The organism is Parasphingopyxis sp. (assembly GCF_028279465.1).
In the GTDB taxonomy this organism is placed as follows: Bacteria; Pseudomonadota; Alphaproteobacteria; order Sphingomonadales; family Sphingomonadaceae; genus Parasphingopyxis.
On the sequence record NZ_JANQNS010000013.1, the window covers coordinates 266,217 to 278,561 of the forward strand.

The 12,345-nt window shown below is 63.1% G+C and carries 13 protein-coding genes; 5 read left to right on the plus strand and 8 right to left on the minus strand.

The window, feature by feature from the left end:
• Positions 1 to 5 precede the first annotated feature (5 nt).
• The gene (locus Q0974_RS07940) at positions 6 to 1,061 is read right to left on the minus strand and encodes a glycerophosphodiester phosphodiesterase (protein WP_299326158.1); all 1,056 of its coding nucleotides are present in this window, start codon (positions 1,059 to 1,061) and stop codon (positions 6 to 8) included.
• 187 nt (positions 1,062 to 1,248) lie between these two features.
• Between Q0974_RS07940 and bchE the strand changes: the two genes are divergently transcribed.
• The 5 genes from bchE to Q0974_RS07965 all read left to right on the plus strand — a co-directional run bounded on the left by bchE (position 1,249) and on the right by Q0974_RS07965 (position 7,391).
• On the plus strand, positions 1,249 to 2,886 hold the full coding sequence (bchE, locus tag Q0974_RS07945) for a magnesium-protoporphyrin IX monomethyl ester anaerobic oxidative cyclase (RefSeq protein WP_299326161.1): 1,638 nt from the start codon (positions 1,249 to 1,251) through the stop codon (positions 2,884 to 2,886).
• Entirely contained in the window at positions 2,879 to 3,490 is a 612-nt protein-coding gene (bchJ, locus tag Q0974_RS07950; RefSeq protein WP_299326163.1) for a bacteriochlorophyll 4-vinyl reductase, read from the plus strand. The genes bchE and bchJ overlap by 8 nt, the downstream gene beginning before the upstream one ends.
• Positions 3,491 to 3,606: 116 nt before the next feature.
• Positions 3,607 to 4,110 (plus strand): PH domain-containing protein, encoded by a 504-nt coding sequence (locus Q0974_RS07955; RefSeq protein WP_299326165.1) that lies wholly within the window; start codon positions 3,607 to 3,609, stop codon positions 4,108 to 4,110.
• Positions 4,107 to 5,558 (plus strand): PH domain-containing protein, encoded by a 1,452-nt coding sequence (locus Q0974_RS07960; RefSeq protein WP_299326167.1) that lies wholly within the window; start codon positions 4,107 to 4,109, stop codon positions 5,556 to 5,558. Before Q0974_RS07955 ends, Q0974_RS07960 begins: the two co-directional genes overlap by 4 nt.
• Before the next feature lie 75 nt (positions 5,559 to 5,633).
• The gene (locus Q0974_RS07965) at positions 5,634 to 7,391 is read left to right on the plus strand and encodes a DUF885 domain-containing protein (RefSeq protein ID WP_366943586.1); all 1,758 of its coding nucleotides are present in this window, start codon (positions 5,634 to 5,636) and stop codon (positions 7,389 to 7,391) included.
• 25 nt (positions 7,392 to 7,416) lie between these two features.
• Here the strand turns inward: Q0974_RS07965 and Q0974_RS07970 are convergent, their stop codons facing one another.
• The 7 genes from Q0974_RS07970 to rsfS all read right to left on the minus strand — a co-directional run bounded on the left by Q0974_RS07970 (position 7,417) and on the right by rsfS (position 12,341).
• Complete coding sequence (locus tag Q0974_RS07970; protein WP_299326169.1) at positions 7,417 to 7,791, minus strand: hypothetical protein; 375 nt, start codon at positions 7,789 to 7,791, stop codon at positions 7,417 to 7,419.
• A gap of 98 nt (positions 7,792 to 7,889) precedes the next feature.
• Positions 7,890 to 8,444, minus strand: a complete 555-nt coding sequence (locus Q0974_RS07975; RefSeq protein ID WP_299326171.1) for a demethoxyubiquinone hydroxylase family protein — start codon at positions 8,442 to 8,444, stop codon at positions 7,890 to 7,892.
• On the minus strand, positions 8,417 to 8,887 hold the full coding sequence (locus Q0974_RS07980) for a disulfide bond formation protein B (protein WP_299326172.1): 471 nt from the start codon (positions 8,885 to 8,887) through the stop codon (positions 8,417 to 8,419). Before Q0974_RS07980 ends, Q0974_RS07975 begins: the two co-directional genes overlap by 28 nt.
• Before the next feature lie 16 nt (positions 8,888 to 8,903).
• A complete protein-coding gene (locus Q0974_RS07985) occupies positions 8,904 to 10,241 on the minus strand; it encodes a S41 family peptidase (RefSeq protein WP_299326175.1) in 1,338 nt (445 codons plus the stop codon).
• A gap of 75 nt (positions 10,242 to 10,316) precedes the next feature.
• Complete coding sequence (locus Q0974_RS07990) at positions 10,317 to 11,516, minus strand: peptidoglycan DD-metalloendopeptidase family protein (protein ID WP_299326178.1); 1,200 nt, start codon at positions 11,514 to 11,516, stop codon at positions 10,317 to 10,319.
• Between the two features lie 4 nt (positions 11,517 to 11,520).
• Positions 11,521 to 11,943, minus strand: coding sequence for a 23S rRNA (pseudouridine(1915)-N(3))-methyltransferase RlmH (locus Q0974_RS07995; protein WP_299326255.1), 423 nt, complete (start codon positions 11,941 to 11,943; stop codon positions 11,521 to 11,523).
• Between the two features lie 2 nt (positions 11,944 to 11,945).
• The gene (gene rsfS, locus Q0974_RS08000; protein WP_299326180.1) at positions 11,946 to 12,341 is read right to left on the minus strand and encodes a ribosome silencing factor; all 396 of its coding nucleotides are present in this window, start codon (positions 12,339 to 12,341) and stop codon (positions 11,946 to 11,948) included.
• Positions 12,342 to 12,345: the final 4 nt, after the last annotated feature.

The window sequence follows — 12,345 nt, forward strand, 5'->3', positions numbered from 1 at the left end:
ACGGGCTACTCGGCCTGTGCATTTCTCGCGGCGATGGCCGGTGGGATATGGTCAGTGAAGAGGCCATCAATACCGAGCGCGAGATAGGCCGCGATTTCTTCCTCTGCCGCGCCATGGACGGTCTCGCCGCCTTCGATATGCATATCGTCCGGCAGGAACGGATTTTCCGGGCGGAAGGTGTAGGGGATCACCAGCAGGCCGCGTTCGTGTGCATTGGCGACCAGATCGGTCGGCTCGCCGAGCGAATGGGCATCGCGCGGCAAGACCAGAAACTTGTCCGGCCCGATCGCATCGGCATAGGCGGCGATAGCGTCCAGCCCGGCCGGCGTCGTCATATGCGCATAGCTGGTGCCCGGCGCATCGGCCGGGCTGCCCCGGCCCGCGATCAATTGTACGAGGCGCAGATCGGTCAGCACGTCGAGTTCGGCGAGCGGCGCGATCTCGAATGACTGGATCATAACGGGATCGTCGGCGCTGTCATAACCGGCTTCGGCCAGCTGACGCACCAGCGCTTCCTCCATCGGCAATCCGACAGAGGCCGAATAAGTCGGATGTTTGATTTCCGGGATCAGCCCGACCGTTCGATCCTGACGCTGCACAAGTGCGATGATCTCGGCGAGGGTCGGGACGGCATATTGACCGTCAAAGCGCGCGCTTCCGGGCCGTATTCGGGGCAGGCGTTCGCGCGCGCGGAGCGTGCGGATTTCGGCCAGCGTGAAATCCTCTGCGAACCAGCCGGTTACCGACCGTCCATCGATCGTCTTGGTGGTCCGCCGGTCGGCAAATTCGGCCCGGTCGGCGACATCGGTCGTATCGGACAGTTCGTTTTCATGACGCGCGATGAACACGCCGTCGCGCGTCATGACGAGATCGGGTTCGATATAGTCGGCGCCCTGATCGATGGCGCGCTGATAGGCTTCCAGCGTATGTTCGGGCAGTTCAGCCGAAGCGCCGCGATGGGCGATGATGAGCGCCGGCGCAGTGTCGCTCACGGCCGGTGGCGCCGCGGTCGTGCAGGCCGGAACGAGTATCGCCATGAGAGCAAGCCAGACCCAGCGCATCGAACAGTCTCCCGCGATCTTTCTATAGTCCTTCGATATCGCGAAGGGCTTCTCTTGTTAACCGGGCTTCGCCGATATTCGGTCGCCTGATATCTCTGTTCTATTCGGCTGACGCCCTTTTGATCTGTGTCAATCAAAAGTGACACTATCGATGCCATTCCTGTTCGAACATAACAGGAGAGGGCAGATGCGGATTCTTTTCGTGCATCCGAATTACCGGTCGGGCGGCGCAGAAATAGCGGGCACCTGGCCGCCCGCTTGGGTTGCCTATCTGACCGGTCATCTGCGGCAGGCTGGATTTGAAGACATCCATTTCATCGATGCGATGACCAATGATATTTCGGACGCCGAGCTCGCCCGCCAGATGGAGGAATATGATCCCGACGTGGTCGGCGTCACCGCGATCACGCCGTCCATCTACCGCGCCGAGGATGTGTTGAAAGTCGCCTCGCAGGTCGTGCCGAAGGCCGTGCGCGTGCTGGGCGGGGTGCATGCCACCTTTATGTATAAGCAGGTGCTGAGCGAAGCGCCCTGGGTCGATGTGATCGTGCGCGGCGAAGGCGAGGAAATCTGCAACGCATTGATGCGTGCGATCGACGATGGCCGCTGGCCGGCGGACCGCCACAGCATCAAGGGCCTTGCCTTTCGCGATGGCGACCAGATCGTTGCGACCGCGGCAGCGAGCACGGTCAAGGACCTCTCCAAGATCAAACCCGACTGGAACATACTCGACTGGGAGAAATATAAATATATCCCCCTCGGCACCCGCGTCGCGATACCCAATCTCGCGCGCGGGTGTCCTTTTACCTGTTCTTTCTGCTCGCAATGGAAATTCTGGCGCGACTATCGGGTGCGCGATCCGAAGGATGTGGTCGACGAAATCGAAGATCTGGTCGAGAATCACGGTGTCGGCTTCTTCATCCTCGCCGACGAGGAACCCACGATCAACAAGAAGAAGTTCGTTGCCTTTTGCGAGGAGCTGATCGCGCGCGATCTGCCCAAGCGCGTCAAATGGGGCATCAATACGCGCGTCACCGATATCTATCGCGATCGCGACGATCTCAAATTCTATCGCAAGGCGGGCCTCGTCCATGTCAGCCTCGGTACCGAAGCCGCCGCGCAGATGAAGCTCGACCGGTTCAACAAGGAAACCAAGGTCGAGGAGAACAAGACCGCAGTGCGTCTGTTGCGCGAGGCCGATATTCTGGTCGAGGCGCAGTTTATTGTCGGCCTCGACAACGAGACGAGCGAAACGCTCGAAGAGACCTATCAGATGGCGTGGGACTGGCAGCCCGATCTCGCCAACTGGTCGATGTATACGCCCTGGCCGTTCACCCCGCTGTTCCAGGACCTGAAGGACCAGGTCGAAATTCACGATTTCAGCAAATATAATTTCGTGACGCCGATCATGAAGCCGGCGGCGATGGAGCGCGGCGAGCTGCTCGACGGGGTGATGAACAATTATCGGCGCTTCTATATGAAAAAGGCGCTGTTCCATTATCCGTGGCGCGGCACGGGATTCCGGCGTCGCTATCTGCTCGGCTGCCTCTGGGCCTTTATGAAAGCCGGTTTCCAGCGAACCTTCTACGATCTCGGCAAGGCCGGCTATTGGGGTCCGCAGACCAAGAAGACGGTCGATTTCCATTTCGACGAAAGCCGGACCATCGCCGAGGCGCAGCTTGAGGATTGGGAAGCGGCAGGGGACCGCGCGGCCCGGGCCGCGGAACGGCGCGAGGCCGTGCGCGCGCAGACCAAGGCAGCAAAGGCGCGCGCAGCCGAGGTAAAAGCCTGTGGCGGCGGCGATCTCCAGATGGAAGATGTCTAGGCTGCCTGCCGATGCTCGCCTCGATGCGCCGGGCCTGATCGGCCCGAACGCGATCCTCCAGCTTCTGCCGGTCGTGGAGCAGGCCTATGGGGCCGGCCGCGCCGGCGCGATGCTGAAACGGGCTCGTATCGCCGCCGTGCCCGATGGCGAGCATATGATTCCGGAAGGAGATGCCGCGCGGCTGCACAGGCTGTTGCGCGTTCAGGATCCGGAACGGGCACCGGGCCTCGCTGCCGAAGCGGGCCGCAGAACCGCCGACTATATCCTTGCGCATCGTATCCCGAAATTTCCGCAGATGGTGCTGAAGCTTTTGCCAGCGCCGCTGGCCGCGCGCGGCCTATCCCGCGCGATTGCGCGCCATGCCTGGACATTTGCCGGATCGGGCAGCTTTCGGGTCGTCGATCCCTGGACGTTCGAGATCGCGCATAATCCGATGATCAGCGGCGAGCATAGCAACCTCCCGATATGCCATTGGCATGCGGCGGTGTTCGAACGGCTTTACCAGGCGCTTGTCTGCCGCCGCAGCATGTGCGTCGAAACCCAGTGCGGCGCGCAGGACGATTCCGACATCTGCCGCTTCGAGATATTCCGAAACGCCGGTTAAGCGCGGCGCGGCCCGCATGCGGCGCGCCTCCTGATATATGGCCGAAAGCGCAATTGTTTCGTGCGGAGCCAGCCCTTACGTGATGCACAGCGGTATATGGGCTGGGAAGGAAAGTTATGACGGACGAAATGCCGCCGGTTGAGGCAGGGCCGGCCCCGCTAACCCCGCTCGATCCGCGCCAGAAGGCGGTGCTGCGGGTCCGCTCGATTATCGCCGGGCTGGTGCCGCTGATCATTCTGAGCGTCGGCGCATCGATCCTCGAACGCGAAACGGGCTTCCCGTCGCTCTGGATCATCGGCGCGGGCATCTTTCTCTACATGGCGACGGTGCTCCTGCTGCCCGAGCGCCGCTATCGGCGCTGGGGCTATCGGCAGGAAGGGCGGGGCATAAGGATCGCGTCTGGCCTGATCGTGCGCCGCGAAACGGTCGTGCCCTATGATCGGGTACAGCATATCGACATTTCGCGCGGGCCGATCGAACGCTTTTTCGGCGTCGCGACGCTGACCCTCCACACGGCAGGCAGCTACAACAGTACGGTCGATCTGCCGGGGTTGGCGGTCGAAGATGCCGAACGGATGCGCGACGAAATCCGCAGCTTCATCCGGCACGACCTGCCATGAGCGAACAGCCGGAAAACTGGTCGCGGCTGCACCCCGCGACACTTGCGATCCGGGCGCTCGAACAACTGCCGCAATTCGTGCTCGGCCTGCCGGCGGCCGCCTATTTCATCGGTAATACGGGCATAGTTGTCGCCTTGTTTTTCGCGCTGGTCGGCGTCGGAGTGTCGGTGGGGCTGGCCTATATCTACTGGCTGCGCTTCGCCTATCATGTCGGCGAAGAGCAGCTCATCATCGAGAGCGGCGTGTTCAACCGCAACCGGCGGACGATTCCCTTCGACCGAATCCAGGATGTCAGCCTCGAACAGAAACTGCTGGCGCGAGTGTTTGGCGTGTCGGTCGCGCGGATCGAGACCGGCGGTTCGGGCGGCGATGAGGGCGAACTCGATTGTATCAGCCGGGAAGAAGCCGATCGTTTGCGCGATCGCATCCGCGCCTATCGGGCGGGGAGCAGCGCCGATGCGGACACTGCAGACGAAGCGGCGGTAGAAACCGAACCTGTACTCTACACCATGTCGGCCGGGCGGCTCGCGATCGCCGGGCTGTTCAACTTTTCGCTCGTCTTTCTCGCGGTGCTGGGTGGCGTCTGGCAATATGTCGGCAGCTATCTGCCGTCCGACTATCTCGATCCGCGGCAATGGATCGACGCCTATGGCGATCAGGCGCTCGGCATGATGACGGCGCTGCCGATAGTGGGATTTTTCGCGCTGCTGATTGCGATCGGCGCAATTACCGGGCTCGTGCGCACCTTCGCGCGCGAGTTCGGCTTCCGGCTGACACGGACCGAAACCGGGCTGCGGCGGCAGCGCGGCCTGTTCACCCGCACCGATGTCGTCATTCCGCTGAAGCGCGTGCAGGCGGTCGTGATTTCGACGTCCATCCTGAAACGCTTTTTCGGCTGGCGCGGAATGGCCCTGCAGAGCCTTGGCACGGATGGCGGGGCGGGCACCAATCATGTCGTTGCGCCGCTCGCTTATGCCGAAGATTTGCAACCGATACTGGATGAACTGCATTCGCGTCCGCCGCCGCCCGATGCGCGGTTCGAACGCGTGTCGCCGAAGCTCATCTATCGCAGCTGGCTGGAGGACGGCATCGTGCTGGCCGCAATTATCGCCGGCGTTTCATTCTTCTGGTCGGGCGGGCCGTGGTTGCTCCTGCTTGTGCCGTTGTTCGCGATCGCGCCGGTGCTGCAATATCGTGCGCATGGCTATTGCATCGAGGGTGAACTGCTGTTCGTGCGTCGCGGCTTCTGGCGGCCGCGCATCACCATATTGCCGCTCAACCGCGTGCAGTCGGCGAGCCTGGTCCGCGGCCTGACGCAGCGCGGTTTCGGAATCGCCACGCTCGTTATCGGTTCCGCCGGTGCATCTCTCGCATCGCCGCTGAAGATACTGGATCTCGATGAAAATGCCGCCCGCAAGCTGCTGGGGCGGGACATTTGCCGTGTGTGACCGGCGTTGGTCGAACCGATACTGGTCAACTTCGCTTCGGGTGCTTAGTTCGGTCGCAAAGAAAAAGGGGAGTGGATGATGCGCACATTGGTTCTGGCTCTGGCGCTCGCGACGGCGGCGCCGGCGCCGGCGGCGGCGACGCCCGACGAGGATCTCGGCGCGCTGATGGATGAAGTCTGGGCGTCGGCGCTCCGCGAAAATCCGGTCTTGGCGACCCGGGTTGGCGTACGCGATTATGACGATCGGCTCAGCGATATCAGCCTTGAAGCCAGCGATCGGCGAGCGGCGGAATCGCAGGCATTTCTGGATCGCCTGCGCGCGATTCCGCGCGACAGCCTCTCCGCCTCGGCGCGCGCCGATTACGGCATTCTTGAACGAATCTTGTCCGAAACGGTCGAAGCGAACGGCTATCCGCAGCGCATGATGCTGTTCACGACCTTTTCGAGCTGGCAGCAGAGTTTCGCCTCACTGCCTTCGGGTCTGCCCATGCAAACGGCGGCGGATTTCGAAAGCTATCTGGCGCGCTTGCGGCTCTATCCCACGATCAATGATGCCGCGATCGCGATCAGCACCATGGCTGCCGAGGGTGGCTATACGCTGCCCTGCGCAATTCTCGATGGGTATGAAAACTCGATTTCGGGCGTGATCGGCGATGATGTAACGCAATCGCGCTTCTACGAGCCGTTTCGCCGTCCGCGGCCGGCGGGTGTCAGCGAGGAGGCCTTTGCCGCTTTTGCCGCCGAGGCGCAGACGATCATCGAAACCGTGCTCGTGCCTGAATATGACGAGCAGTTGCAATGGTATATGGAAACTTATCTCCCGGCCTGTGCCACCGAGGTCGGTATCTCCGCCCAGCCCGGCGGCGCGGAATTCTACAATTTCCGCATCCGTCAGATGACGACCACCGATCTGACCGCCGAGCAGATTCACGAGATCGGGCTGGACGAGGTTGCGCGTATCCGCGCCGAGATGGAGGAAGTCGCCGCCGAAGCCGGTTTCGACACGCGCGAGGCCTTTATCGCGCATCTGCGCACCGACCCGCAATATTATGCGGAAACGCCCGAGGAGCTGATGGCGACGACGGCGCTGATGGCGAAGGAGCTGGATGCCCTGATGCCGCAATTTTTCGGCACGCCGGCGCGGCTACCCTATGGCATCCGCGCCGTGCCGGAGGAGATCGCCGAGGGCACGACGACCGCCTATTACAGCCCTGGCTCCCCGGAGTCGGGCATCGCTGGCTATTATTATGTGAACACATCGCTGCTCGATCAGCGGCCGCTCTGGGAAATCCCTGCGCTGACCGCGCATGAAGGCGTGCCCGGGCATCATCATCAGATAGCGCTCCAGCAGGAAATGGACATTCATCCGCTGCGGCGGAATGCGGCCTTTTTCACCGCCTTTGTCGAGGGCTGGGGCCTCTACACCGAGCATCTCGGCATCGAAATGGGGATTTACGATACCCCGGCCGAGCATATGGGGCGGCTGTCGTACGAGATGTGGCGCGCCTGCCGGCTGGTCGTCGATACCGGCCTCCACGCGCTGGGCTGGTCGCGCGACCGGGCGATCGCGTTTATGCGCGATAACACCGCGTTGACCGACTCCAATATCGAAGCCGAGGTCAACCGCTACATCTCATGGCCGGGCCAGGCGCTGGCCTATAAGATCGGCGAACTGCGTATCCGCGAGCTGCGCGCACAGGCCGAGGACGCGCTGGGCGATCGATTCGACATCCGCCTGTTTCACGACGCCTTGCTCGGACAGGGCGCAGTACCGCTCGACGTGTTGGAGCGGCAAATTATGGATTGGGTCGCGGAGCAGCAGCAGGACGGTTAGCCGCTGGAGCGGTTTATATCCGCCGCTAAAATTCCAGCAGCGCGCCGCGTTCAGCCCGCGCCGAACGGAGCAGCTGGTCCGTGCAGCCGGTAAAGCCGCCCGGACCGACGGGCGAACAGCTCATCGTACCGCTGCGGCCGACATATTCGACGCTCTGGGCGCGGGCGAGCCAGCTTTCATTGGCGGCAAGATCGCGCGTGTCGCGCAATTCGGGTGGGATGCGATAGCGTTCGCTCTCGTCGCGCCGGATGCAAACGACAATGATTTCGCCATTGGACGTCGTACATTCGTCATCGCCATAAACGATCTGCATGCGCACATTATTCTGCGCTTCGGCAGGCGCGGAGGGGAGAACGGCCATCGCTCCGATCAGGGCCGTAACGGCAAGCAAACGCGTCATTCTCAACCTCCTATTGCACCGCTAACGCTACAGCTTTTCGAACCATGTCGGCAAGATGCCAGAGCGATTATTGCGCTGGCCTGAATTCCCGAAACGGGTCAAATTCTTTTGGCCGCGGCAATGGCGAGCCGGCAGCCGAGCCGGATCGCGCCGGAGAGTAGCGGATAGGCCGGCGCCTGTTCCGCGCCCTCGGCCAGTGCCGTTTCGCGGTGCTCGACCTCCTCGGCCTGGAATTCGGCGATCATCTCGCTGAGTTCGGGGTCCGAATCGCCCAGTTCCTCGAGCTGCTCGCCATAATGTTTATCGATCTCGGTCTCGATAGCGGCGGTACAGGCCATGGCCGCTTCCGGCCCCAGCAGCGCGGTTGCCGCGCCCAGCGCATAGCCGGCTTTGTCCCAAAAGGGCTGGAGCAGGGTCGGGCGCACGCCGCGCTCGATGGTCAGCGCGTCGAACCGTTCGCAATGGCGCTTTTCCTGCTCGGCCATATGCGCGATCGAGCGTGCCGCCGGGCTGCGGTCGCCAAGGATTGCCAATTGCCCGGCATAGATGCGCGTCGCGCCATATTCGCCGGCCTGATCGACCCGGATCATCGCCTCGATATCGGGGCGCGGGTCGCCGGGGAGTCTTACGGGATCGGTTTGCGTATCAGCCATCCAATCACCATAGCAGCGCCGATTGAAATAATCGCGTTAAATCCGGCGAGCGATATACCGAACAGCGTCCATTGCGGGCGATCGCAAGCGATGATCGGCGTCGAGGCGATATCGGCCAGGAAATCACCGCTGTTCGCTGGTATCGCCGCGCAGCCGGTTATCCCTTCCCAGAAGCCATATTCGACCCCTGCGTGAAAAACGCCGATTGCGCCGCTCACGAATATCGCGAGCGCCGACAGCCACAGAAAGAAGGTGCCGGCGCCGCCGTTGCGCAAAACGATCGCGAGCAGGGCGAGCGGGACGGCGGCATAATGCGGCCAGCGCTGCCAATGGCACATCTCGCACGGATAAAGCCCGCCCAGATGTTCCGAACCGAGCGCGCCGGCGAGCAGCGCTACGGGTACAGCGAGCGCGAGCGTCCGGGCCAGTCCGAGTGCTGTCATGGCCGTTTTGTCCTGCTTAGCGCCGTCTTGTCGCCGCAGCTGTTCTCATCGGCGGGTCCTGCCGTGCGAGCCGGGCGATCATTTCCACCGCATAGTGCATCTGGAAATCATCGATGCCCTGCTCGGCCAGTTGCTCCGAGGTGAGCGAGAAGCGCGGATCGTCGCGAAGATCGTCTTCGATCACATCTTCTTCGACCGTTTCCTCGTTAATCAGGTGACGCCTGAGATCGGCCTCGCGGAAGCGCGGTGCGTCCCGCCAGTCCGGATTGGACAGCTGGGGCACGTTGAGATCGGGTTCGATCCCGCCCTCCTGCACCGAATTGCCGGCCGGCGTATAATAGCGCGCGGTCGTGAGGCGCAGCGCCGTCTCTTCGGAGAGCGGCAGGATGGTCTGGACCGATCCCTTGCCGAACGTCTGTTCGCCGATGATCAGCGCGCGGCGGTGGTCCTGCAGTGCGCCCGCCACGATCTCGGACGCCGATGCGGTACCGGCATCGACGATAACGACGATCGGCAGGCCGTTCGTGGCGTCTCCGGCGCGCGCATAATAGCGCTGGATGTCGCTGCTGCGCCGTCCGCGCTGCGAAACGACCTCGCCGCGCTCGAGGAAGATGTCGGACACGGCGATGGCCTGATCGAGCAGGCCGCCCGGATTGGACCGGAGATCGATGACATAGCCGGTCGGATCGCCGCCCAGCGACTGGCTGATCGCGGCAATCGCTGCCTCCACTTCGTCGCCCGTATTGCGGTTGAAAGTGTTGATGTTGATTACGCCGACGCTGTCCTGCACTTCCCAGGTCACGGCACGCAGCTCGATAATCTCGCGGGTCAGTGTGAATTCGAGCGGCTCATCCTGACCGGGTCGTACGACGGTGATGTCGATCGAGGTGCCCGGCGTGCCGCGCATCTGCTCGACCGCTTCGTCCAGCGTCCCGCCGAAAATCAGCTCACCGTCGAGATGGGTGATGTAATCGCCAGCCTGGACGCCCGCGCGATCGGCAGGCGTGTCCTCGAACGGTGCGATGACCTTCACCGCACCGTCTTCGAGCGTCACGGTGAGGCCAAGGCCGCCATATTCGCCCTGGCTTTGCGTGGTCAGCCGGTCGAAGCCGGTTTCGTCGAGAAAGGAGCTGTGCGGATCGAGGCTGGCGAGCATGCCGTCGATTGCCCCGCGCATCAGGTCTTCGTCGCTGATTTCCTCGACATATTCGGCGCGCACGCGCTCGAAAACGTCCATGAACTGATCGAGTTCGCGATAGGTATCGACATCGACAGCCGCGAGTGCGGCGGTAAAGGCGGGGATCAGGGCCAATGTGCCGGCGGCGCCGATCGCACTGATAAATGGTCTTGCCATGGGTTTCACTCTCTCAACAGATAGTGGGCATGATAGCGGTTTTCGCGGCTGCGGCAAAGGATAGTCTGTTTCGTATTAACCGCGGCTTACGAGCGAGGAAATATCAACCGGTTCGCCGCCGCGGCGCAATTCCACCGTAACGGTGGGCCGATCCCGGCCCGTACGGCCGATCGGAGCGCCCTGACGCACGATTTCACCGACCTGTACGCTGATCGAGGCGAGATCGGTGATCAGCGTCGTCCAACCGCCGCTATGATCGATGATGACGATCCTGCCATAGCCGCGAAATTCGCCGGCATAGCTCACACGGCCCGCGGTCGGCGCGATCACTTGCGCGCGCGGCTGGGTCGCAATTGTGAGGCCGCGCGAGCGGATCCCGGCATCGGATACCTCGCCCAAACCTTCGACGACTTCGCCCATCACGGGCAGCCGATAGGGCGGGCGGCGATTGTTGCCGGCGTTCGCCGTGCGGCGCGCCGGTGCACGCGCTTCACCGGGCTGGGCAGGACGCAGGCGCGGGCCCGGAAGCTCCATCAGGTCTGCGCGCACCTCGGCCTGGCGTTCGAGTTCGGCCATCAGAACGCGAATGTCGCGCGCATCTTCGCCGAGGGCCAGTACACGATCGCTTTCGATCATCGCCGATCGCTCGAGCTGTTGAGCCCGGGCGCGGGAACCCTGTTCGAGCTGGGCGAGCTGGACGCGGCGTTCCTCGAGATCGCTCTGCCGCTGTTCGAGCAACGCTATCGCCCGATCGGCCTGCAGCCGCAAATTCGATCCGCGCACGACTTCGGCCCGCAAACCGGCCGTTCGCTCCCGTACCGCCGGCAGCGTCGTCGAGAAGAGCGAGCGGATATGGACGAGATCGGTGATGCTGCCCTGATGCACGAGCGCCAGCGCGGGCGGACGGCGGGCCATGGTCTGCAGCGCGGCCGTCAGCGCGATGATCGAGCCTTGCCGTTCGGCAAGCCGCGCGCGCTGCTCCACGCGCAGTCGCTCGATGAGTTCGATCCGGCTTTGCGCGGCCGTCAGATCGGCCTCGGCTGCCTGAACCTGCGCGGCCGCAGCCGCCTCGTCGGCCGCGGCACGTTCGGCCTGACTTTCCGCGCTTTCCGCCTGTTCCTCGAACTGCTGCGCGCGCTGCCGGGCGATGGCGCGCTGGCGCAGCGCTTCCTCCAGCGCTTCAGCCTCGCTGGCGCCGCTACTCGGTTGGGCGAGCGCGAACGGCGCGAGAACCGCAGCGAACAGCGCGAGCATGGCGGCGAGGCGCAGTATCATGCCGCTATCCTTCGCGATGATAGGGGTGATTGGCAAGGATCGAACGCGCCCGCCACAGCTGCTCCGCCAGCATCGCGCGCACCATCAGGTGCGGCCAGGTCGCATTGCCAAACGCGATCGACAGGTCCGCGCTCGCGCGCTCCTCGGCGGTCAGTCCGTTGGTTGCACCGATCAGGAAGCGGATTTCGCGAATACCCTGATCCCGCCAGTCGCCGATCTGCCGCGCGAGTTCGACGGACCCCAGCTGGCGGCCCTTTTCGTCCAGTGTCACGATTTTCGTGACGGGCGGGGCAGGGGGCACTTTCCCGCCCGTATCGGGCAGTTCGGTCATCTTCACGTCCCATCCGATCCGCTGGACATAGCGATCGACGAGCTCGGCTTCCGGGCTGCGCCCGATCTTGCCGCGCGCGATAATGTGCAGCGTCAGGCTCAGCTAGCGGCCTCTTCGTCATCCTGTGGCTCGCCAAAACCCCACATCCGTTCCAGATTGTAGAAGCTGCGCACTTCCGGGCGGAACAGGTGAATAATCACATCGCCCGCGTCGAGCAAAACCCAGTCGGCCTGGGGCAGGCCTTCGATCCGCGTCGGTATGCCGAATTCGGATTTCATCCGCTCGGCCAGTTTTTCCGCAATCGCGGCGACATGACGGGTCGAGCGGCCGCTGGCGATGACCATATAATCGCCGATAGACGATTTCCCGGCGAGCGGGATCGAGGTCACTTCCTGCGCCTGATCGTCATCGAGGGACTGCAAAATAAGCTGGTGAAGATCTTCGGCCGTGTGGGCGTCAGTGTTCGGGAGCGTCGCAGCTGATGAAGCGGGCAAGATG

Coding starts and splice junctions, on each gene's coding strand:
- Q0974_RS07940 (WP_299326158.1), bottom strand. CDS start 1,061: ATGCGCTGGGTCTGGCTTGCTCTCATGGCGATACTCGTTCCGGCCTGC.
- Q0974_RS07955 (WP_299326165.1), top strand. CDS start 3,607: ATGACGGACGAAATGCCGCCGGTTGAGGCAGGGCCGGCCCCGCTAACC.
- Q0974_RS07970 (WP_299326169.1), bottom strand. CDS start 7,791: ATGACGCGTTTGCTTGCCGTTACGGCCCTGATCGGAGCGATGGCCGTT.
- bchE (WP_299326161.1), top strand. CDS start 1,249: ATGCGGATTCTTTTCGTGCATCCGAATTACCGGTCGGGCGGCGCAGAA.
- Q0974_RS07965 (WP_366943586.1), top strand. CDS start 5,634: ATGATGCGCACATTGGTTCTGGCTCTGGCGCTCGCGACGGCGGCGCCG.
- Q0974_RS07975 (WP_299326171.1), bottom strand. CDS start 8,444: ATGGCTGATACGCAAACCGATCCCGTAAGACTCCCCGGCGACCCGCGC.
- Q0974_RS07990 (WP_299326178.1), bottom strand. CDS start 11,516: ATGATACTGCGCCTCGCCGCCATGCTCGCGCTGTTCGCTGCGGTTCTC.
- Q0974_RS07985 (WP_299326175.1), bottom strand. CDS start 10,241: ATGGCAAGACCATTTATCAGTGCGATCGGCGCCGCCGGCACATTGGCC.
- Q0974_RS07980 (WP_299326172.1), bottom strand. CDS start 8,887: ATGACAGCACTCGGACTGGCCCGGACGCTCGCGCTCGCTGTACCCGTA.
- Q0974_RS07960 (WP_299326167.1), top strand. CDS start 4,107: ATGAGCGAACAGCCGGAAAACTGGTCGCGGCTGCACCCCGCGACACTT.
- bchJ (WP_299326163.1), top strand. CDS start 2,879: ATGTCTAGGCTGCCTGCCGATGCTCGCCTCGATGCGCCGGGCCTGATC.